This is a genomic window from Saccharopolyspora mangrovi, from assembly GCF_035320975.1.
GTDB lineage: Bacteria > Actinomycetota > Actinomycetes > Mycobacteriales > Pseudonocardiaceae > Saccharopolyspora > Saccharopolyspora mangrovi.
The window spans coordinates 265,113-286,283 of sequence record NZ_JAWLNX010000003.1 but is presented as its reverse complement, the minus strand read 5'-3'; the positions used below and the strand labels follow the sequence as shown (position 1 = coordinate 286,283).

The following is a 21,171-nucleotide window of genomic DNA, read 5'->3' as shown; positions in this document are numbered from 1 at the left end:
CCATGCCCAGTGGAAACCGCCCACCGATCCGGGACCAGGAGAGCGGGGTGGCGGCTCCGGCTGGAGCCGCCACCCCGCTCCGCCTCGCTCACGGGGTTTGGAGCATCTGGAGCGGAGCCTGCTCCTTGGACAGCGGGATCTGGTAGCGCTGGGTGAGGAAGGTGGCGATCGTGTTGAACAGCGGTGCCGCCGAAGACGACTCACGGGCGCCGGAAGGCGCGTCGAGCATCAGGCCCACGACGAAGCGCGGGTTGTCGGCCGGAACCATGCCGGCGAAGGTGATCCAGTACTTCGACTGGCTGTAGCAGCGGCACGCCGGGTCGATCTGCTGGGCCGTACCCGTCTTGCCCGACACCTGGTAGCCCGGCAGGGCCGCGGCCGGACCCGTGCCGTCGTCAGCGCTGCCCGGGCCGTTCTGCACCACCGAGCGGAGCATGTCCTTGACGGTGTGCGCGGTCTGCGGGCTGACCACCCGGACCGGTTCCGGCCGGGGCCGCTCCACCCGCGTGCCGTCCGGGCGGACCTCGGCCTCGATGATCTGCGGCGGAACGCGAACGCCGTCGTTGGCGATGGCCTGGTACATGCCCGCCATCTGCAGCACCGTCATCGAAAGGCCCTGCCCGATCGGCAGGTTCGCGAACGTCGATCCCGACCAGTTCTCGCGCGCCGGGATGCTGCCACCGCTCTCGCCGGGCAGGCCGATGCCGGTCGGCTTGCCCAGCCCGAACGCCCTGGCCATGTCGTACCAGCGCTGCTCGCCGAGCTGCTGGGCCACCATCAGGGTGCCCACGTTGGAGGACTTGCCCAGCACACCGGTGAACGTCAGCCCGATCGTGCCGTGCTCCCAGGCGTCACCGACGGTGCGGTCGGCGACCTCGATGCTGCCCGGGACCTGCAGCACCTGCTCCGGCTTGACGATGCCCTGCTCGATCGCACCCGCCGCGGTGATCACCTTGTTCACCGAACCGGGCTCGAAGGGCGTGGTGACCGCGGGGTTGCCGAGGTTGCCCACCCACGGGCCGCGCGGATCGAAGGTCTTGTCGTTGGCCAGCGCGTAGACCTCGCCGGTCTTGGCGTCGAGCACCACCGCGCTCGCGCTCTTGGCCCCCGCGCGCACGGCGTAGTCGGAGACCTCCCGCTGCACCGTGTACTGCAGGTCGGAGTCCAGGGTCAGCTGCACGTCCGAGCCCGGGGTGGCCGGTTCCAGCTCCCGCTCGGTGCCGGGGATGACCAGGCTCGAGCCCATCGCGGTGTCGGACACCTTGGTGCCGTTGCGGCCGGCGAGGACGTCGTTCATCGCGGCTTCGAGACCGATCTGGCCTTCGACCTTGCGCTCGTCCATCCGCCAGTTCGCGGCCCCTATGACGTTGGCCGCCAGGTTGCCCGCCGGGTACTCGCGGGTCGCGCGGTACTCGGCACCGATGTGCGGGTACTTCTCGGTGATCAGGTTGGCCTGGCTGGGGTCGATCTCCGGGCCGAAGTAGGTGAACCCCGCGTCCTTGAACAGCGCGTCGAGCACTTCCTGCTCGGTGATCTGACCGGGCAGCGTCTTGGCGATGAACCGGGCGACCTCCTGCTTGTACTGCGCGGAGGTCGGCTTGCTCGGGTCCTTGGCGTGCTGCTCGTCGAAGTCCTTGGTGAGCTGGCGCGGGTTCGCGTAGAGCTGACGCGCTTCGCTGGAGAACGCGAGCACGTTGGTGTTGCGGTCCACGATGGACCCGCGGTCGGCGGGGATCGCGTCCTTGGTGATCCGCTGCTTCTCGGCCTGGCTGGACAGCGCACCGGCTTCCACGCCCTGGACCTGGACCAGCTTGGCGCCGGTGACCAGCAACGCGATCACCATGAGCAACCGCCCGACCAACAACCGCCGGTTGCTCCCGGCGACGTTGGTTCGGGCGGTGCGACCTCGTGCTTGGGGCCTGCGCGGCATCAGCGCCCCATCGCCTGCGCTTGGGCCGGGTCCTGCTGCGGAGCAGCCGGCGGAACCGGCTGAACGGGAGCCCCGGCCTGTCCGGGAGCCGGCTGGCCGGGCACGACCGCAGGTGCGGGCGGGACGGGCGGCGGCGGGGTGGTGGCCTTCTTCGGCTCACCCACGACCGCGACCGACCCGTCCGCCTGCGGCACCAGGTGCGCGGGAGCCGGAGCCTTCACCATGCCCAGCTCCTGCTCGGCGCGGCGCTGGATCTCCGGCGTGGAGCCCATCGTGCTGACGTCGCGCTGCAGCTGCTCCTTGCGCTCGTTGAGCGCGTTGACCCGGGCTTCGCCCTCCTGCAGCCGGTAGCTGCCGGAGACCGCCGAGATCGACAGCCACAGCGTCGCCGCCAAACCGGTGGCCAGCACCACCATCACCACCACGACCAGCGGCAGCCGGGCCAGCGTCGAGACGCGCTCGTGCACCAGCTGCTTGGCCCGCGGCATGGCCGCGACGGGACGCCGCTCCTCGACGCCCTGCCGGACCTGGCGCGGGCGGCGCGCGGACTGCTCGCGCCGCTCCTCGCGACGCGCGTAGGCGCGCTCGGCGGCGGCCGAGCGGGTGCGGCGCTTGTCGGACTTCTTCGGCGTCGGCTTCAGCCCCGACGGCTGGGTCGCCGTGCGGGTCTTCTCCGCGATCGCGTCCTGGGCGCTGTCGGTCCGTGAAGCCGCGTTGGCACGTGCAGGTGCAGTCATGTCGCCTCCTCGCCGTTGCCCCCGCGGATCCGCTCGGCGGCGCGCAGCCGCACCGAAGCCGCCCTGGGGTTGGTTTCGATCTCGTCGGCACCGGCCTGCTCGGAACCCCGGGTGAGCAGCCGGAACTCCGGCCCGTGCCCGGGGAGTTCGACCGGCAGGTCGACCGGGGTGCGGGACTTCACGCGGTCGGCGAACTCCCGCTTGGTGATCTTGTCCTCCAGCGAGTGGTAGGACATGACCGCGATCCGGCCGCCCACGGCCAGTGATTCCAGCGCCGCGGGCAGCGCCCGCTCCAGCACGTCGAGTTCGGCGTTGACCTCGATGCGCAGCGCCTGGAAGGTGCGCTTGGCCGGGTGCCCGCCGGTGCGCCGGCTGGCCGCCGGGACCGTGTTGTAGAGCAGCTCGACCAGCCGCGCGCTGTTGCTGAAGGGTTCCTTGTCGCGCTCGCGGATGATCGCCGAGGCGATCTTGCCCGCGAACTTCTCCTCGCCGTAGACGCGCAGCACCCGGGCGAGGTCCTCGTGCGGGTAGGTGTTGAGGACGTCGGCCGCGGTGCGCGGCGCGCCCGGGTCCATCCGCATGTCCAGCGGCGCGTCCTGCGCGTAGGCGAAACCGCGGTCGGTCTCGTCCAGCTGCAGGGACGACACGCCCAGGTCGAACAGCGCACCGTCCACAGCGGACAGGTCGAGCTCGTCGAGCACCCGGTCCCACTCGTCGTAGACCGCGTGCACCAGGTCGATCCGGTCGGCGTAGGGCGCCAGCCGCTCACCGGCCAGGCGCAGCGCGTCCGGGTCCCGGTCCAGCCCGATCAGGCGCAGCCCCGGGTGCGCGGCCAGCATCGCCTCGGAGTGCCCACCCATGCCCAGCGTGGCGTCGACGACCACCGCGCCCTCGCGCGAGATCGCCGGGGCGAGCAGCTCCAGGCAGCGGTCCAGCAGCACCGGCACGTGCCTGTCGCGGGCGGAACCGCCCGTCTCATGCGGCTTGTCGGCCACGGCGGCCCCTCCCTCCCGCGTGCCGGTCTTGCTCATAACCACCGATCGGCGCGCACCCGGCAGTGCGCACCGACCGTCGTTGCGTTGATCCCCCTCTTGCACCGGATCCCGTCAGGTCCCCGCCCGCCCGTCGATTCCTGGTACCGGGGAAGATGCACCAGGAGTCGAAAGCCGAGCGGACCGAGGCCTCACGAAACCCGACCCTTGCGCCTAGAACACGCCGGGCAGCACCTCCTCGCGCGCCTGCGCGTAGCCCTCCTCGTGCTCGTCGAGGTAGCTCTGCCACCTGTCCGCCTGCCAGATCTCCAGGCGGGTGATCGCGCCGATGACCACGCATTCCTTGTTCAGCTCCGCGTAGCGCCGCAGCTCCGGCGCGATGGAGATCCGCCCCTGACCGTCGGGCCGCTGCTCGTCGGTTCCGGCGAACAGGTACCGCTGGTAGGCGCGAACCGCCTCGTTGGTGAACGGAGCCTCGGCGACCTTGCGCGCCATCTGCTCGAACTCGTCGCGCGGGAAGACGTAGAGGCAGTGGTCCTGTCCCTTGGTGACCATCAGACCCCCCGCCAGTGCGTCCCGGAACTTCGCCGGCAGCGTCAAGCGCCCCTTGTCGTCGAGCTTGGGGTGATGGGTGCCGAGAAACATCCCGGTCCACCTCCCCCGACCCGGATCGCCTCTGCCGACGACTGCTCCGCACGCCGAACCGACGCGGAATCAACTGCCGACGAAGGCAGCAGGACCCCCTTTTGCCCCACCGAGCCCCACACTACCCCACTTCGCTCCACCGTCAACACGAAACGCCCCCTGCGCCCCGGCCGGGTGGCGGCCGTTTCCGCAGGTAGCACGCCGTGGGGGCGAAGTGGGGGAAAACGGGGTCACCGCGCCGCCCCCACCCCACCACGCACCACCGCGGGTCCACCAGCCACGATGGGCGGGGATCTGGCGAAAACCGCCGGTCAGCACGCGTGTAGATCAACTAGGCGGGCGGCCGGTTATGCTCAGTCCGTTCGGTGTCCGGCGGCGGCCGGGCACCGGTGGTGGGGTGAAGTGGGGGCAGTGGGGCCCCGACTCCGCCGGCCCGGTCCGGGTGTCCTCCCGGCATCCCCGGTCTGCGGGCCAGACACGATCGGGAGGGCGAAATCCCAGGAGGTGGCGTGACGCCGAAAACCCAGCTGACCGGTACCGCCGGTCCGACGACCGGCGCGCCCGCTCCGGCCGCGCCCGGCATCGACCGCGTGCACGGCACCATCCAGCGCATCGCCGCCAACGTCGAGCAGGTCCTCGTCGGCAAGCCCGAGGTGGTCCGGATCGCGCTGGTCACCATGCTCGCCGAGGGCCACCTGCTGGTCGAGGACGTGCCCGGCGTGGGCAAGACCTCGCTGGCCAAGGCGCTCGCGCGGTCGATCGACTGCACGGTCAGCCGCATCCAGTTCACCCCGGACCTGCTGCCCAGCGACATCACCGGCGTGTCCATCTACAACCGGCAGACCGAGAGCTTCGAGTTCCGGCCCGGCCCGGTGTTCGCCAACATCGTGGTCGGCGACGAGATCAACCGGGCCTCGCCCAAGACGCAGTCCGCGCTGCTGGAGTGCATGGAGGAGCAGCAGGTCACCGTCGACGGCGACACCTACGCCCTCGGTGCGCCGTTCATGGTCATCGCCACGCAGAACCCGGTCGAGATGGAGGGCACCTACGCCCTGCCCGAGGCCCAGCGCGACCGCTTCACCGCGCGCGTGTCGATCGGCTACCCGGACGCCAAGGCCGAGCTGGCGATGGTCGACGAGCACTCCGGGCACGACCCGCTGGGCCAACTGCGCCCGGTCGCCGACAGCGCCGAGGTGCAGGAGCTGCTGCGCGCGGTCGCCCAGGTGCACACCTCCACCGACATCCGCCGCTACGCGATCGAGCTGGTCACCGCGACCCGCAACCTCGCCGAGCTGCGGTTGGGCGCCTCCCCGCGCTCGACGCTGCAGCTGCTGCGCGCCGCCCGCGCGCAGGCCGCGCTGGCCGGCCGCGACTTCGTCGTCCCCGACGACCTGCAGGCGGTGTCGGTACCGGTGCTGGCGCACCGGCTGGTGCTGACCAGCGAGGCGCGCGCCGCCCGCCGCTCGGCGACCGACCTGGTGCGGCAACTGCTGGAGCGCATCCCGGTGCCGCGCGGCGACACCCACGACGAACGAGGCTGACATGCTTTCCGGGCTGACCATCCGCGGCCGCTGCCTGTTGGCCGCGGGCGTGGCAGCCGGGATCTGCGCGCTGGTCCTCGACGAGCGGGACCTGCTGCGGGTCTCGGCCTTCGTGATCGCCTTGCCGCTGCTGTCGCTGATCCTGTCCGGCCAGGTCAGGTTCGGCGTGACCGCGCGCCGGGTGATCGATCCGCCGCGCGTTCCCGTCGGGTCGCAGGCGGAGGTGCGGCTGCACATCAGCGGCAGCGGCCGGTTGCCCGCCGACGGGCTGGTCCTGGAGGACGGCACCCCGCACGCGCTCGGCGGCCGTCCCCGCTTCCGGCTGCCGATCGTGCCCCGCCACCGCGGCCAGGTCGTCAGCTACCCGGTGATCCCGGCGCTGCGCGGGATCCACCACATCGGACCGCTGCGCACCTGGATCGGCGACCCGTTCGGGCTGGCGCAGTTCGAGCGCGAGCTGGCCGGGCGTTCTCGGCTGGTGGCCACTCCCCAGGTCGTCGAGCTGGCCGGGCTGCCCGCCGGTTCCGGGCTGGGCACCGGCGAGGACGGCACCGCGCGGCTGCGCGCCGGGCACGGCGAGGACGACGCGATGGTCCGCCAGTACCGGCAGGGCGACGACATCCGCCGCGTGCACTGGAAGTCCACCGCCCGCCGCGACGAGCTGATGGTGCGGGTGGAGGAGCGGCCCTGGCACGGCGGGGTCACCGTGCTGCTGGACCGGCGCTCGGCCGCGCACCGGGGCAACGGCGCGCGCAACAGCGTCGAGTGGGCGATCTCCGCGGTCGCCAGCATCTGCCTGCACCTGGCCCGCAGCGGCCAGCAGGTCCGGCTGGTCACCGAGGACGGCCAACCGCTCTCCCGCGACATCGGCGGCGACGACGGCGGCGGCGGCAGGGACGAGGCGCTGCTCGACTCGCTGGCGGCCGTGCGCCCCTCGCCCCAGCGCGACCTGCAGTGCAGCCGCGACCCCGGAGACGGGCACGAGCTCATCGCCGTGCTCGGCGAGACCACCACCGCGGCCGTCGCCGAGCTGACCAAGCTCCGCCCCCAGGAGACCCGCAGCATCGCGGTGCTGCTCGCGGTCCAGTCGTGGAACGGCGAGGGAGGCGGGGTCGACGTCGAGGGCGCGGCGCGCACGCTGCGCGCGGCGGGCTGGACGGTCGTGGTGGCCGACGGCCCCCGAACCCCGATCTCCGAGGTCTGGCAGGAGCTGTGCGGGCAGACGAAGTCGGCGGACACCGCGGGAATGATGCCGTGAGCACCGAGAACACCGGGTCCCTCGACACCTCGCTGGTGGCCGCAGCGGCCGGGGCGCTGGCCGTCATGTGCGCCTCGGCGTCGTTCGCCGGCGTGCTCGCCGACGCCGGCTGGCTGATACCAGCGCTGATCACGGTCCTGGCCGTGGTGGGCGTGGGCGTGCTGGGCAGGCGCCTGGGCTGGCCGACGGTCGGCGTGGTCGCCGCTCAGCTGGCCGGACTGCTGGTGATCTTGACGGTCCTGTTCGCCTCCTCCAGCGCGATCCTCGGGGTGCTGCCCGGACCGGCGGCGATCGCCGAGCTCGCCCGGCTGCTGGGCGGCACCGGGGAGCTGATCCGCACCGGCGTACCGCCCGTGCCCGCCGACCCGCCGCTGCAGGCGCTGGTGTGCCTCGGCCTGGGCGTGGTGGCGTTGCTGGTGGACCTGATCGCGGTGGGCATCGGGACTCCGGCCGTGACCGGTCTGGTGCTGCTGTGCGTGTTCGCGATCCCGGCGTCGCTGGCCGACCGGATGCTGCCCTGGTGGTCGTTCGCGCTGGGCGGCGCCGGGTACGCCCTGCTGCTCGCCGCGGCCGGACATCACCGCAGGTGGCGGCGCTACGAGGAACCGGACCGGGTGGCCTACGCGCTGTTCGGCAGGACCACCGCCGTCGTCGCGGGCACCGCCGGGGTGATCGCGGTGCTGGCCGGTTCGGTGTTCACCGGTGTCGGCACCGAGGGCCGCCTGCCCGGGTCGGTGCCGGAGGAGTTCGGCGGCACCGACGGCATCGGCCTGCAACCGTTCACCTCGCTGCGCGGGCAGCTCAACCGCGACCGGGTCGTGGAGCTGTTCCGCGTCCGGGGCCTGCAGCAGGACAGCTACCTGCGGGCGATGACGCTGCGCAAGTTCGACCCGCGCACCGGCTGGCAGCTCGACGGCCTCACCCAGGGCGTGGACGCGAACGCACCGCTGCCGCTGCCCGAGGGCACCACCATCGGACGCGGCAGGCCCGAGCGCATCGAGGTGCAGCCGATCGGCTACCGGGACCCGTGGCTGCCGGTGTTCGGCACGCCGGTCTCCGTGTCGGGCATGGGCCGCAACTGGCGCTACGACCCGGCCGCCGGGATCGTGTTCACCCAGACCAACCAGGAGACCCGGCCCTACACCCAGCAGGTGATCGTCCCGGATCCGTCGCCGGAGGAGCTGCGCGCCGCGCGCGGGCCGATGCCGATCGACCCCGCCTACGTCGACGCCTCCGGCATCTCACCGCAGGTCGCCGAGCTGGCGCAGCGGCTGACCGCGGACGCGCCCACCGAGTTCGACAAGGCGGTGGCGGTCAACCGGTTCTTCACCGACCCCGCCAACGGGTTCCGCTACGACCTGACCACCGCGCCGTCGACCGGTCAGGACGCGTTGAGCGACTTCCTGTTCCGGGGCAAGCGCGGGTTCTGCGAGCAGTACGCCTCGTCGATGGCGGTGCTGCTGCGCTCGCTCGGCATCCCCTCGCGGGTGGCGATCGGGTTCACCGCCGGCTACCAGGACGGCACCGAGCAGGTCATCACCACCGAGGACGCGCACGCGTGGGTGGAGGCCTACTTCCCGGGCTGGGGTTGGCAGACGTTCGACCCGACGCCGCTCAGCGATGGCCGCACCGCGCTGCCGCAGTTCCTCGACACCGCGCTGCACCCGCCGCAGACCCCGGCGCCGCAGCCGGGTCAGCCGCGGCCCGGACCGGTGCCGGGTGCACCGGCTCCGCCGGTGGCCGGTGCCCAGCCGGACTCCCGCGACGTCCCGCAGCAGCGGCGGGAACCGGCGGATCGCGGCTGGTCGATCACGGTGCTGGCGCTGATCGTGCTGCTGGCCTGCGCGGGCGCGGCGACGCCGCTGGCGATCCGCGAGATCCGCCGCGGCCAGCGCCTGCAGGCGATCACCGAGGGACGCGAGGGGGCCGCGAGCACCGCGTGGCGCGAGGTGCTGGACGAGGTCCGCGACCGCGGCCACCAGCCGCGCGACACCGACACCGCCCGCCAGCTGGCGGACCGCCTGGTCACCGACCACGACTTGGACGCGACCGGCGCTGACGCCCTGAAGCACCTGGTCACGGCGGTGGAGCGCGAGTGGTACGCGCCGACGGCCCCGTCCGACGGCACGTTGACGGACACCCTCGAGGCCATCACCAGGAGCCTGCACCACAACGCCCCGCTGGACCTGCGCTCCCGCCTCTTCCCGCGCTCGGCCCTCCCGCCCTGGCGCACGACCCCCTGAGCCGCCGCTCGCGCAGACGAAGATCGCCGCCGGTTCCGAGGTCCCGGCGGCGATCTTCGATGTGAGGTTCTACTGCTCGAAACGCTTGCGGAAGCGTTCTTCCATGCGCTGGGCGAGGGAGCCGCGCGCCGGCGAACGGCCGGATCCGCGCTTGGGCTTCTCGCCTCCGCCGCCGTTGTCCGTCGACTCGGCGTCATCGCCGCCACCGCGCAACGCGGACAGGACGATCACTGCTCCGCCGAACATCACGAGGAAGCCGACCACGCTCAGCACCGGGATTTCCGCCGGTCGCAGGGCGGGGATCACCGCGCCGATGACCAGCAGGGCAAGGCCCAGCACGAAGACGGCGATGCCCTGCAAACGCCGACGTCGGGATGGGCGTTGTAGCCGTCCTCCGCGCACGGTGGAGGCGAACTTGGGGTCCTCGGCGTAGAGCGCGCGCTCGATCTGCTCGAGCTGTCGCTGCTCGTGCTCGGAGAGTGGCATGACTCCTCCTCCGGCACAGGTTCTCGGTGGCGCCGGGCTTGCCGACCGGCGAACGCTTGGGGGCGTCTCCTTCGAGGATACGGTTCCGGCGAGCCGACGACTACCCGGTCCGGCCACCGGAAACCTGCGACATTGCGGACATCGCCGGATCGGGGCCGTGATCGACTTCTCAGACGGTATCAACGACCAGCGGTAATCATCCGGAGCACCCTGGGTAGTCGCGTTCAGTGATCGTTTTGTCACCTGTACGGCCGATCGGCAGAATTTCCGAAACCGGCTGGTCCGCAGACGTGTCGTGCAGCTCAGGCGGGCTTGCGGGCGATCGCGTGCAGCCGGGTGGCGATGTCGCGCAGCGGCGAGCGGGTCGCGGCGGCCTGCTCCAGCTCCGCGACGGCGTCGGCGGTGCGCGGGTTGTCGTCGGTCACCGAGCCCGGCACCAGGTCGCTGAGCGCCCCCTGGCCCTGCACGAGCTCGACGGTGAACCCGCCCTCGACCAGGGACCGCTGCAGCCCGTCGGTGTCGAACCGGCGCTGCAGCGTCTCCGACCCGGCCTCCAGGACGCCGTCGGCGTCGTTGAGCAGCCGCAGCGCCTCGCCGACGCGACCGGCCAGCGCGCGAGCGAGCACCGCCGCATAGCGGTTGGCGACCAGCACCGACACCGCCCCGCCGGGCGCGGTGGAGGCGGCCAGCGCGGCGATGGCGGCCGGGACGTCGTCGACGACCTCCAGCAGGCCGTGCGCGAGGACGAGGTCCGCGCCGCCGTCCGGGCTCAGCGCCGCGAGCGCATCGGTGTCGCCCTGCAGCGGGGTCACGCGGTCGGCGACGCCGGCGTCCTCGGCGCGGCGCTGCAGGGTGGCCAGCGCGTTCGGGCTGGGGTCGACGACGGTGACCGCGCATCCGGCCTCGGCCAGCGGCACCGCCCACACCCCGCTGCCGCCGCCGACGTCGAGCACGCGCGGTCGGCGGCCGAGCCGCTGCGCCGCGTCGGCGATCTCGGTTTCCAGCACCTGGTGGACGGCGTCCGATCTCATGACCAAGAGCGTAATCCCGGCACGCCCGCACCTCTCACCGGCGGGGGCGAACACCGCAGGAACCACCAGGGCGAACACCGCGGTTCTCGTCGGGTCGAGAACTGCGGTTTTCGACCCCGTGGGCCGGGGGTGATCGGGGTGATGCGGGCGAATCTCGGCCAGCGCTGCTCTGGGAGGCCCGGGTTCCGTAGGCTACGTGCGTGCAGACGGTTGCGGTGCTGAGTCTCAAAGGTGGCGTGGGCAAGACGACCGTGGTGCTCGGGCTCGCCTCGGCCGCCATGCGACGAGGGGTTCGGACGCTGGTGGTCGATCTCGACCCGCAGTGCAACGCCACCGCCGCCCTCGAACCGGACAAAACCGCGAAAGGTCTCACCGACGTGCTCGCCGATCCCCGCCCGGAGGTGCTGCGCGCGGCGGTGACCGGCAGCGCCTGGGGCGACGAGGTCGACGTGCTGGTCGGGTCCGAGGACGCCGAGAACCTCAACGGGCACCAGGCCGACGGCGGTCACCTGTCCCGCCTGGACGAGGCGCTGTCCGAACTGGACGATCTGATCGCCGACGGCGAGCTCCCCTACCAGCTGGTGCTGCTGGACTGCCCGCCGTCGCTGGGCCGGTTGACCCGGTCCGCGCTGGTCGCGGCGGATCGCGCGCTGCTGGTGACCGAGCCGACGATCTTCGCCGTCTCCGGCGTGCAGCGCGCCTTCGAGGCCGTCCAGGCCGAGCGCGCCACCAACCCGGACCTGCAGCCGCTGGGCGTGGTCGTCAACCGGGTCCGGCCCAGGTCGCACGAGCACCAGTACCGCATCGACGAGCTGCGCGACATCTTCGGCCCGCTGGTGATGCCGGTGGCGCTGCCGGACCGGCTCGCGGTCCAGCAGGCGCAGGGCGCGTGCATGCCGATCCACCAGTGGGGCACGCCGGGAGCTCGCGAGGTGGCGCTGGCGTTCAACCTGATCCTCGCCCGCACGCTCCGCGCGGGCCGACTGCGCCGCCCGGAGCCGGAGGACGAGGACCTCGTCGAGGAAGACGAGTGACGAGGTGCCCGAGGGCGACACGGTCTTCCTCGCCTGCCACCGGCTGGACGAGGCCCTGTCCGGGCAGCCGCTGGTCCGCGGCGAGCTCCGGCACCCGCGCCTGTCCACTGTGGAGCTCGCCGGCCGGGTGGTGAGCGAGGTCCGCCCGGCGGGCAAGCACCTGCTGATCCGCTTCGAGCACGGCCGCACGCTGCACAACCACCTGAAGATGGACGGCGCCTGGCACCTCTACCCGCCCGGCGGCCGGTGGCGGCGCCCCGGGCACCAGGCCCGCGCGGTGCTGGCGACGGCAGACCAGGTGGCGGTCGGCTTCGCCCTGCACGACATGCGCTGGATCCCGACCGCCCGCGAGCCGGAGTTCATCGGCCACCTCGGGCCGGACCTGCTGGCACCCGACTGGGGCCCGGAGCACGAGGCCGAGGCGCTGCGCAGGCTCACCGCCGAACCGGACCGCGAGATCGGCCTGGCCCTGCTGGACCAGCGGATCATGGCCGGCATCGGCAACCTCTACAAGACCGAGGTCTGCTTCCTGCTCGGTCGCTCCCCGTGGACGCCGGTCGCCGAGATCGACGCTCGGAAGGCCGTCCGCCTCAGCCACGAGCTCCTGCTCCGCAACGCCTGGCACCCTGAGCAGACCACGACCAAGAGCCTCCGCCGCGGCGACCAGCACTGGGTCTACGCCCGAAGGACCTGCCTACGCTGCGGAAACCCGGTCCACCGAGGCACCCAGGGCCAACCCCCGGACGCCCGAGTCACCTACCACTGCCCCCGCTGCCAACCCTGATTTCCATTGAAATCGGATAATCCGCGCCCGGGGACGTAGGTCAGGGCATGTTGCGGAGGTCTGCGAGGTTCCGGAGGAGGGGGTAGACGATGACGATGCCGATCGAACCCCAGACGAGACCGGTGATCCGGAGGTCGCCGACGCTGAGCGTCAGGTCGCCGACACCGGCGATGACGGCGGTGCCGAGGACCGCGAGGTTGACCGGATCGGCGAAGTCCACGCGGGCGTCGAGCCAGATGCGGACCCCGACGAGGGCGAGCATGCCGAACAGGACCAGCGTCGCCCCGCCGAGAACGCCCATCGGCACCGTGTTGATCAGCGCGGCGAGCTTCGGCGAGAACGACAGCACGATCGCTGCCACCGCCGCGACCAGGCAGGAAGCCGTGGAGTAGATGCGGGTCGCGGCCATCACACCGATGTTGGCGGCGTAGCTGCTCACCGCGGAACCACCGGCCGATCCCGACAGCATCGTGGCGAGCCCGCCGCCGATCAACGCGTCACCGACGTACGGGTCGAGGTCGCGGCCGGACACGGCGGCGACGGCCTTGAGGTGGGCGACGTGCTCGGCGACCAGCACTATCGCCAGCGGCAGCACGAACGGCACGACCGAGACGTGCACCTGCGGTGTGATCAGCTCCGGGACGCCGAACCACGGCGCGTCCGCCAGCTCGGCGACCCGCTCGGGCACCAGCTGCCCCATCATCGCCGCGTACAGCCAACCCACCAGGACACCGATCAGCACCGCGACGCGGCCGGCCATGCCCCGGCTGATCACCGTCAGCAGCACGACGGTCCCCAGCGTCAGCGCGGCCGGGACCCGCTGCTGGTCGAACGACGACACCGACTGCGGGGCCAGGCTCAGCCCGATCATGAGCACGATCGCACCGGTCACCACCGGCGGCATCGCGGTCTCCAGCAGCCGCACGCCCAGCGCCTTGACGGCCACGCCGACGGCCAGCACCACCAGTCCGACGACCATGATCCCGCCGAGCAGCGCCGCAGGGCCCGCGCCGACCTCGCTGACCGCGGCGCTCATCGGCACCACGAACGCCACCGAGGAACCCAGGTAGCTGGGCACCCGGTTGCGGGTGATCACCAGGAACAGCAGGGTGCCGATGCCGGAGAGCAGGAGCGTGGTGGCGACCGGGAAGCCGGTCAGCAGCGGCACGAGCGTGGTGGTGCCGAACATCGCGAGCAGGTGCTGCACGCCGAAGCCGATGGTGAGCGGCCAGCTCAGCCGTTCCTCTGAGGACACGACGGAATCGCGCAGCAGTCGTCGACCGTTGCCGTGCACGGCCCACAACGCCACATTGGCCTCCCCGCGCCACCCGGTCGGGCGGATTCACTGTCACGGCATGTGATGACTGGGGAAAGATTACTATTCGGCATCACGCAATCAAGTCACCCGGTCCGTCGTCGCTAAAAATATCGACTACCGCTAGTGATACCGATGCAGCGCGTCGTGAAAGTCAGTGCTGAGCGGACTCGTCCGTTCCGCCGAACACCTCGCGCATCCCGGCCGCGAGACCGGCGAGCCGGTCCGTGGCGTCCTGCAGCTGGTGCCGCTGCTCGCCCGCCCCGCTCGCGGCGACGGCCTTCCCGGCGGCGGCGACCACTCCGCCGTAGCTCGACACGCCCTCGTCCAGCTCGGCCCGCAGCCGTTCGACGTCCGCGCGGAGCTCCTTCTGCTCACCGGGCGGCGCGTAGCGCATCGCCGACTCCACCGCGACCAGCCGCTGCGCGCCCCGGCGCAGCTCCGCGGCGGCGGCATCGGCCGTCGCGCGGGCTTCGGCGGCCGAGGCCCCGGCACCGGCCGAGGTGAGCTCGGTGAGCGCGGCGCCGAGGGTCTGCTCGGCGTCCCGCAGCCGCTGCATCGGAGGGCGCGCCGCCGAACCCGGAGCCGGCAGCAGGTCGGTGGCGCTGGGCTCCGGCAGCGGCGTGTTCTTCAGCTTGCGGTACTTCAACCCGGCGCTGATCGCGCCCACACCACCGGCCACGGCGACGCCGCCCAGGCCGACCGCAGCGGTCTCCCCCGCGTACTGCCAGAAGAAGACCGAGTCCACGATCGGTGTCATCCACGAGACGACGGCGCCGAGGCCGAACACACCGGCTCCGGTGGCGCTCCCACCGGCGATCCGCTTGGCCGCCCGGCGGCGCCGGACGAGCTTCGCCCGCGGGTCGCGCCAGCCGGCCCACTTGCGCCGCACCTCGGTCGCCACCGGCCCGCGCAGCGTTTCCAGGGCAGCCTCGCCCAACTGCGCGAGCTCCTGTTTCCGGGACATGGCGCCTCCGCCTCGATCAGGCCTGGTCCGCCTGCGGCTTCTCCTGCTTCGTGGTCTCGGCCGGGGTCTGCTCGCCGCTGGAGATCTGCTGCTGCGAACCGCTGGTCACCTGCTGCTGGTCGCCGCCCATCGAGGCGCGCAGCTGCGCCAGGCGGCTGGCGCCCGCCGCGTCGACGGAGGCCTGCTCGACCTCCAGCATCCGGCCCTGCACGCTGTTCTCCGCCAGCTCCGCCTCGCCGAGGGCGGTGGTGTAGCGGCGCTCGATCTTGTCCCGGACCTCTTCCAGCGAAGGCGTGTTGCCCGGAGCCGCGACCTCGGTCATCGACTTCATCGACGCCGAGACCTGCTCCTGCATCTTGGCCTGCTCCAGCTGGCTGAGGAGCTTGGTGCGCTCGGCGATCTTCTGCTGCAGGACCTGCGCGTTGCGCTCGACGGCCTGCTTGGCCTGCTCAGCGGCACCCAGCGACTGGTCGTGCAGGGTCTTGAGGTCCTCGACGCCCTGCTCGGCGGTGACCAGCTGGCTGGCCAGCTGCGTCGCGGTCTCCTCGTACTTCTGGGCCTTGGCCTCGTCCCCTTCGGAGCGGGCCTGGTCGGCCATCACCAGCGCCTGCTTGGCCGAGGCCTGCAGCTTCTCGACCTCACCGAGCTGGCGGTTCAGCTTCATCTCCAGCTGGCGCTGGTTGCCGATCACCGACGCGGCCTGCTGGGAGAGAGCCTGGTGCTGCCGCTGGGCCTCTTCGATGGCCTGCTGGATCTGCACCTTCGGGTCAGCGTGCTCGTCGACCTTCGACGAGAAGGACGCCATCAGGTACTTCCAGGCCTTCACGAACGGGTTGGCCATCTCCTCCGCCTGCCTTCTTTCCGCTTGCCTGCCACGTGGCGCTGCGAGCCGTCTGCCCCCAGCCGATCTCTCGCCGATACAACGCCCCAAGAGCTTCGGCTGGTTCCATCGTGTCAGGTAGTTGTGTCTGCTTCCACCAAACACGGCAGATCTCCGGGTATTTCCCGGAGCGCTCGACGTTGATCGAACCAGCCCCGCCCGACCGCCGCCGCTCCGGGGGCACAACGGACATAGAACCGTGATCAACAAAAAGCCGACCGCCCCGCGTACCTGCGGGCACGCGGGGCGGTCGGTGTCGTCTAGTCGTTCAGGCGGCCACTACCTGCTTGCGCACCGGAGCGCTGATGCGCTGGCTGAGCACCGGCTGCAGTCCTGCGCGGGACGAGCCGTCACCTGCATCAGCGAACTGCTCGGCGTCGGAGAGCTCAGCACCGATGAGGCTCGGCACCAGCTGACCGCCGTCGATGTCCGCCGTCGCTGGCTGCTCGACGACCGATGGCACGACCATCGTCCCGTCGAGGTCACCGGCCACGGTCACCAACAGCTCTGGCAGCGGCAGGTCCAAGGCGTCACAGATCGAGGACAGCAGCTCGCTGGACGCCTCCTTGCGGCCCCGTTCGACCTCGGACAGGTATCCGAGGCTCACCCGGGCAGCGCGCGAAACATCCCGCAACGTCCGAGACTGTGCGGTCCGGGCGCGGCGCAGCCGTTCACCGACCGCCTCCCGCAACAATACGGTCATCGCGCGCCTCCCTTCCTTCGTCGCCTTCCGCGTGCACTACGCGTGAACGCCCCCTACGTTACTCATCGAAGGGCCGGAACGAGAACGATCGAGCCGAAGTCCGCCCAGGGCGAACGGTTCATGATCGATCGGACTAGTCCCCACTCGGCCATGTTCACGCAGCGCACGGCGCATGCGGGGACATGGCGGCCCACCTGCAAATTATTCAACGCAGCATCCCGGCGAAGTGTTCCAGGGCCACCCGAACAGCGGCCGCGCGCACCGCGTGGCGATCACCGTCGAGCACCACGGAGCGCACCTGCGAATCTTGCGGGCCGGAAAAGCCCAGGTGAACGGTACCGGGAGCGACTCCGTCCTGCGGATCCGGGCCCGCCACGCCGGTCAGCCCGACGCCCCAGTCCGCACCGCAGCGCCGCGACGCGCCGACGGCGAGTTGGGCGGCCACGTCCGGGTGGACCGCGCCGTGCTCGGCGAGCAGCTGCGGATCGACCCCCGCGAGCCGCTCCTTGAGGTCCGTGGCGTAGACGACGAGCCCGCCGCGCACCACGGCGCTGGAGCCCGGCACCTCGGTGAGGGCGGCCGACACCAGCCCGGCGGTCAGCGACTCGGCGGTCGCGACCGTCTCGCTGCGCCGCCGCAGGACGCCGATCAGCTCCGCGACCTGCGAGAACGGCAATCCGAGAGGTTCGAGGATCACGCGTCGGCCTTCGCACCGCCCGCGGCGCGCAGCCGCAGGGCGCGGATCACGTAGTCGAGCCCGGTCGCGACGGTGGCGATCAGCGCAACGCCGAGCACGATCCAGCGAGGGATGTCGGCCCACGAGGCCAGCGGCATCAGGTAGAGCCCGATCGCGATGGCCTGCAGCAAGGTCTTGATCTTGCCCCCATGGCTGGCGGCGATCACGCCGTGCCGGATCACCCAGAACCGCAGCAGCGTCACGCCCAGCTCGCGGGCGATGATCACCCAGGTCGCCCACCACCACAGGTCGCCGAGCAGGCTCAGCCCGACCAGCGCGGCACCGGTGAGCGCCTTGTCGGCGATCGGGTCGGCGATCTTGCCGAAGTCGGTGACCAGGCCGCGCTTGCGGGCCACCTCGCCGTCGATCCGGTCGGTGACCGAGGCCAGGACGAACACGCCGGTGGCGATCCAGCGCCACAGCGTGTCGTGGCCGTCGTCCCAGAACAGCGCGACCAGGAACACCGGCACGAGGACGAGCCGGGACATGGTCAGCACGTTGGCGATGTTGAGGACGGGAGCCTGCTGCGCCTGGCCGTCGGCCGTCATGGCTGCTCCCCGGGCTTCTCCACGGGGCGCACGACGAGGTCGACGCCGTCGCTGTCGATGACCTCGCACCGCACCATCTCGTCGACGGCGAGGTCGTCGGTGTCGACGACCAGGCATTCGCCGTCGACCTCGGGACCCTGGTGGTCGGCGCGCCCGATGATCTCGTCCTCGTCGAAGCGCTCGACGAGCACGGTGACCTCGGTGCCGATGCGGTCCTCGGCGCGCTGCGCGATGAGCTCGTCGGCGAGGGCGGTCAGCTGCTCGACGCGCTTGTCGACCACCTCGGGGTCGAGCTTGCCGTCGAAGCTGGCGGCCTCGGTGCCGTCCTCGTCGGAGTAGCCGAACACGCCGACGGCGTCCAGCCGGGCCGCAGTCAGGAACTCCTGCAGCTCGGCGAAGTCCTCCTCGGTCTCACCGGGGAAGCCGACGATGAAGTTGCTGCGGATCCCGGCCTCCGGCGCCAGCTCCCGGATCTGCTCGATGAGCTGCAGGAACGACTGGGTGGAGCCGAACCGGCGCATCCGGCGCAGCACGGACTCGCTGGAGTGCTGGAAGGACAGGTCGAAGTAGGTCGCCACACCGGGCTCGGTGGCGATGGTGCGCACCAGGCCCGGACGGGTCTCGGCGGGCTGCAGGTAGGACACCCGGACCCGCTCGACGCCGTCGAGCTCGGCCAGCCGCGGCAGCAGCAGCTCCAAGGCGCGCTGGTCGGAGAGGTCCTTGCCGTAGGAGGTGGAGTTCTCGCTGACCAGGAACAGCTCCTTGGCGCCGTTCTCGGCCAGCCAGGCGCCCTCGCCCAGGACCTCTTCCGGCGGGCGGGACAGGAACGAACCGCGGAAGGACGGGATCGCGCAGAACGAGCAGCGGCGGTCGCAGCCGGAGGCGAGCTTGAGCGCGGCGACCGGCGAGTCGTCGAGCCTGCGGCGCGAGATCTCGCGCGCGGCGGGCACCCAGCCGTGACCGGGCACGGCGACCTCGGCCGCGGCGGCCGGGCGCGACACGGGGCTGATCGGCAGCATCTTGCGCCGGTCCTGCGGCTGGTGGGACTCCACGGTGCGACCGGCGAGCACGTCATCGAGCCGGTCGGCGAGGGTGTCGTAGTGGTCGAAGCCCAGCACGGCGTTGGCTTCGGGCATCTGCTCGGCGAGCTCGGCGCCGTAGCGCTCGGCCATGCAGCCGACCGCGACGACCTTGGCGCCGGTGTCGGAGGCGGCGAGCAGCGTGTCGACCGAGTCCTTCTTCGCCGATTCGACGAAGCCGCAGGTGTTGACCACGACGACCTCGGCCTCGTCGGGTTCGACGAGGTCCCAGCCCCGGCCGTGCAGGTTGCCCGCCAGCTCTTCGGAATCCACCTCGTTGCGCGCGCAACCGAGCGTGATCATGGCGACTCGGTGGTGTTGCTGCTCGGTTGACATGGGTCGAGCCTAACGTCCCTGCTGTCGACCTTCGGCAACGAGCCTGCCGCCGCGCAGCGCCGCCGAGCGGTGGCCAAGATTACGACCGTCCGGACGACCATCGTCCTGTTGTGATGGTTAGGCTTACCTAACGTGAATGCCATCGAGGTGCGGCCGGCCCGAGTCCGCGACGCGCGAGCGATCAAGTCGTTGATCGACCACTACGCGGGCAAAGTGGTGCTCGGCAAGGAACTCGTGACCCTCTACGAGGACATCCAGGAGTTCCAGGTCGCCGAGGACGACGGCCGCATCGTCGGCTGCGGCGCGCTGCACGTGCTCTGGGAGGACCTCGCCGAGATCCGCACGGTGGCCGTCGACCCGCTGGAGAAGGGACGCGGCGCCGGGCACCTCATCGTCGACCGGCTGATCGAGCACGCGGCGGAGCTGGGGCTGTCCCGGATCTTCGTGCTCACCTTCGAGACGGAGTTCTTCGGCAGCCACGGCTTCCGGCCGATCGCCGACACCCCGGTCTCCGCCGAGGTCTACGCCGAGATCCGCCGCTCGCCCGACGAGGGCGTCGCGCAGTTCCTGGACCTGGCGCACGTCAAGCCGAACACCTTGGGCAACACGCGGATGCTGCTGCAGCTCGCCTGAGGTTCGCGCTCCCGATATTCACGCGCTGCGCGGGAAGCGCGGCGCTACGATGGATGCATGAATGGTTATGCGCCGTCGGAGATAGTGATCCGGCGGGCTCGGATCGCCGACGTCCCGACGATCAAGGCGCTGGTCGACACCTACGCCGGTGAAGTGCTGCTGGAGAAGGAACTCGTCACGCTCTACGAGGACATCCAGGAGTTCTGGGTCGCCGACGACGGCGGGCGCGTCGTGGGCTGCGGCGCGCTGCACGTGCTCTGGGAGGACCTCGCCGAGATCCGCACGGTGGCGATCGACCCGGTGGTCAAGGGGCGCGGCATCGGGCACCGGCTCGTCCGCCGCCTCGTCGAGCTGGCCACCGAACTGGGCTTGACCAGGGTTTTCGTGCTCACCTTCGAGACCGAGTTCTTCGGCCGCCACGGCTTCCGCACCATCGACGGCGCTCCGGTCAGCCCCGAGGTCTACGAGGAGATGCGCCGCTCCGTCGACGCCGGCGTCGCCGAGTTCCTCGACCTGGCCAACATCAAGCCCAACACCCTCGGCAACACCCGCATGCTGCTGGAGCTCTCGGGCTGAACTCGTCGTTCATCAACCTTTCGCGTTCGCAAGTTCGCAACTTCCTCACGGGCACCTCTGGCACCGGCTATAAACACCGGTGGTCATTCGTTCCACCCAGAGGAGACCACCTTGGAACGCAACCGTCGCCGTGGCCTGATCGCCACCGTGGCCGCCACCGGTGCCCTGCTGCTGACCGGCGGAACGGCCTTCGCCGCCGACCTCACGCCCGAAGAGCTGCAGAAGACCACCGACAGCTACCTGTACGAGCACTCGCTCGACGAGTTCACCGAGACCCGTTCCGAGCAGCCGCACGCCGACCAGCTCGACTGGTCCTCCGACGGCTGCTCCTACTCCCCCGACTCGCCGTTCGGCTACAAGTTCCTGCAGAGCTGCCACCGGCACGACTTCGGCTACCGCAACTACAAGAAGCAGGAGCGGTTCTCCGAGGACAACCGGCTGGAGGTCGACGACAACTTCCGCGACGACATGTACTCGGTGTGCGACGGAGATCGCGCCTGCGAGGCCACCGCGGACCTGTACTACCAGGCCGTTCGCCAGTTCGGCGGCTCGGCGTCCTCGCTGGCCGAGGCCGTCGAGATGGCCGACGTGCCGGAGCGCGCCGCCCAGCGCTGAGCCGCACCTCTCGAATTTCGCGCGAAATTCGACATCGAGGTTTCGGGCTCAAAATTCGCGCGAAATTCGACAAGCCCCCACCCGGCGGGAGGACCGTCTCGC

21 protein-coding genes are annotated in these 21,171 nt (G+C 71.4%); 8 read left to right on the top strand and 13 right to left on the bottom strand.

What is annotated here, in order from left to right; translation table 11 throughout:
• Positions 1–88 precede the first annotated feature (88 nt).
• The 4 genes from R4I43_RS06265 to mraZ all read right to left on the bottom strand — a co-directional run bounded on the left by R4I43_RS06265 (position 89) and on the right by mraZ (position 4,304).
• Positions 89–1,930, bottom strand: a complete 1,842-nt coding sequence (locus tag R4I43_RS06265) for a peptidoglycan D,D-transpeptidase FtsI family protein (protein WP_324264552.1) — start codon at positions 1,928–1,930, stop codon at positions 89–91.
• Complete coding sequence (locus R4I43_RS06260; protein ID WP_324264551.1) at positions 1,930–2,667, bottom strand: hypothetical protein; 738 nt, start codon at positions 2,665–2,667, stop codon at positions 1,930–1,932. Before R4I43_RS06260 ends, R4I43_RS06265 begins: the two co-directional genes overlap by 1 nt.
• Positions 2,664–3,662: a 16S rRNA (cytosine(1402)-N(4))-methyltransferase RsmH gene (rsmH, locus tag R4I43_RS06255; protein ID WP_324264550.1), complete on the bottom strand. Its 999-nt coding sequence runs from the start codon at positions 3,660–3,662 to the stop codon at positions 2,664–2,666. The genes R4I43_RS06260 and rsmH overlap by 4 nt, the downstream gene beginning before the upstream one ends.
• Positions 3,663–3,872: 210 nt before the next feature.
• Positions 3,873–4,304: a division/cell wall cluster transcriptional repressor MraZ gene (gene mraZ / locus R4I43_RS06250; RefSeq protein WP_324264549.1), complete on the bottom strand. Its 432-nt coding sequence runs from the start codon at positions 4,302–4,304 to the stop codon at positions 3,873–3,875.
• Between the two features lie 509 nt (positions 4,305–4,813).
• Here mraZ and R4I43_RS06245 point away from each other — a divergent pair.
• The 3 genes from R4I43_RS06245 to R4I43_RS06235 are packed head-to-tail and all read left to right on the top strand — an operon-like array spanning position 4,814 to position 9,346.
• Positions 4,814–5,845 carry an AAA family ATPase gene (locus R4I43_RS06245; RefSeq protein WP_407691204.1) on the top strand — a complete coding sequence of 344 codons (1,032 nt, stop codon included), beginning with the start codon at positions 4,814–4,816 and terminating at the stop codon, positions 5,843–5,845.
• A gap of 1 nt (position 5,846) precedes the next feature.
• A complete protein-coding gene (locus R4I43_RS06240; protein ID WP_324264548.1) occupies positions 5,847–7,103 on the top strand; it encodes a DUF58 domain-containing protein in 1,257 nt (418 codons plus the stop codon).
• Positions 7,100–9,346 (top strand): transglutaminase TgpA family protein, encoded by a 2,247-nt coding sequence (locus R4I43_RS06235; protein WP_324264547.1) that lies wholly within the window; start codon positions 7,100–7,102, stop codon positions 9,344–9,346. The genes R4I43_RS06240 and R4I43_RS06235 overlap by 4 nt, the downstream gene beginning before the upstream one ends.
• A gap of 69 nt (positions 9,347–9,415) precedes the next feature.
• Here R4I43_RS06235 and R4I43_RS06230 read toward each other — a convergent pair whose 3' ends face one another.
• The gene (locus R4I43_RS06230; protein ID WP_324264546.1) at positions 9,416–9,832 is read right to left on the bottom strand and encodes a DUF3040 domain-containing protein; all 417 of its coding nucleotides are present in this window, start codon (positions 9,830–9,832) and stop codon (positions 9,416–9,418) included.
• Between the two features lie 302 nt (positions 9,833–10,134).
• Positions 10,135–10,863 carry a class I SAM-dependent methyltransferase gene (locus tag R4I43_RS06225; protein WP_324264545.1) on the bottom strand — a complete coding sequence of 243 codons (729 nt, stop codon included), beginning with the start codon at positions 10,861–10,863 and terminating at the stop codon, positions 10,135–10,137.
• 200 nt (positions 10,864–11,063) lie between these two features.
• On the opposite strand from R4I43_RS06225, the gene R4I43_RS06220 reads away from it, so the two are divergent.
• Both R4I43_RS06220 and R4I43_RS06215 read left to right on the top strand, forming a co-directional pair.
• Positions 11,064–11,897 (top strand): ParA family protein, encoded by an 834-nt coding sequence (locus tag R4I43_RS06220; protein ID WP_324264544.1) that lies wholly within the window; start codon positions 11,064–11,066, stop codon positions 11,895–11,897.
• 4 nt (positions 11,898–11,901) lie between these two features.
• Positions 11,902–12,681, top strand: coding sequence for a DNA-formamidopyrimidine glycosylase family protein (locus R4I43_RS06215; RefSeq protein ID WP_324264543.1), 780 nt, complete (start codon positions 11,902–11,904; stop codon positions 12,679–12,681).
• Between the two features lie 40 nt (positions 12,682–12,721).
• Here R4I43_RS06215 and R4I43_RS06210 read toward each other — a convergent pair whose 3' ends face one another.
• From R4I43_RS06210 to rimO, 7 genes are all read right to left on the bottom strand, one after another.
• Positions 12,722–13,990, bottom strand: a complete 1,269-nt coding sequence (locus R4I43_RS06210; RefSeq protein WP_324264542.1) for a uracil-xanthine permease family protein — start codon at positions 13,988–13,990, stop codon at positions 12,722–12,724.
• Positions 13,991–14,150: 160 nt separating this feature from the next.
• Positions 14,151–14,963 (bottom strand): phage shock envelope stress response protein PspM, encoded by an 813-nt coding sequence (gene pspM, locus R4I43_RS06205; RefSeq protein ID WP_324264541.1) that lies wholly within the window; start codon positions 14,961–14,963, stop codon positions 14,151–14,153.
• Positions 14,964–14,979: 16 nt separating this feature from the next.
• Positions 14,980–15,804 (bottom strand): PspA/IM30 family protein, encoded by an 825-nt coding sequence (locus R4I43_RS06200; protein WP_324264540.1) that lies wholly within the window; start codon positions 15,802–15,804, stop codon positions 14,980–14,982.
• 307 nt (positions 15,805–16,111) lie between these two features.
• Complete coding sequence (locus R4I43_RS06195; protein ID WP_324264539.1) at positions 16,112–16,546, bottom strand: helix-turn-helix domain-containing protein; 435 nt, start codon at positions 16,544–16,546, stop codon at positions 16,112–16,114.
• Between the two features lie 205 nt (positions 16,547–16,751).
• A complete protein-coding gene (locus R4I43_RS06190) occupies positions 16,752–17,243 on the bottom strand; it encodes a CinA family protein (RefSeq protein ID WP_324264538.1) in 492 nt (163 codons plus the stop codon).
• The gene (gene pgsA, locus R4I43_RS06185; RefSeq protein ID WP_324264537.1) at positions 17,240–17,830 is read right to left on the bottom strand and encodes a CDP-diacylglycerol--glycerol-3-phosphate 3-phosphatidyltransferase; all 591 of its coding nucleotides are present in this window, start codon (positions 17,828–17,830) and stop codon (positions 17,240–17,242) included. The genes R4I43_RS06190 and pgsA overlap by 4 nt, the downstream gene beginning before the upstream one ends.
• Positions 17,827–19,245: a 30S ribosomal protein S12 methylthiotransferase RimO gene (rimO, locus tag R4I43_RS06180; protein ID WP_324264536.1), complete on the bottom strand. Its 1,419-nt coding sequence runs from the start codon at positions 19,243–19,245 to the stop codon at positions 17,827–17,829. Before rimO ends, pgsA begins: the two co-directional genes overlap by 4 nt.
• 132 nt (positions 19,246–19,377) lie before the next feature.
• Here rimO and R4I43_RS06175 point away from each other — a divergent pair, with 132 nt between their 5' ends.
• The 3 genes from R4I43_RS06175 (at position 19,378) to R4I43_RS06165 (ending at position 21,069) form a co-directional block, all read left to right on the top strand.
• A complete protein-coding gene (locus tag R4I43_RS06175; protein ID WP_324264535.1) occupies positions 19,378–19,878 on the top strand; it encodes an amino-acid N-acetyltransferase in 501 nt (166 codons plus the stop codon).
• A gap of 57 nt (positions 19,879–19,935) precedes the next feature.
• Positions 19,936–20,454 (top strand): amino-acid N-acetyltransferase, encoded by a 519-nt coding sequence (locus R4I43_RS06170; protein WP_324264534.1) that lies wholly within the window; start codon positions 19,936–19,938, stop codon positions 20,452–20,454.
• Positions 20,455–20,565: 111 nt separating this feature from the next.
• On the top strand, positions 20,566–21,069 hold the full coding sequence (locus R4I43_RS06165) for a phospholipase (protein ID WP_324264533.1): 504 nt from the start codon (positions 20,566–20,568) through the stop codon (positions 21,067–21,069).
• The last annotated feature ends 102 nt before the right edge of the window (positions 21,070–21,171 follow it).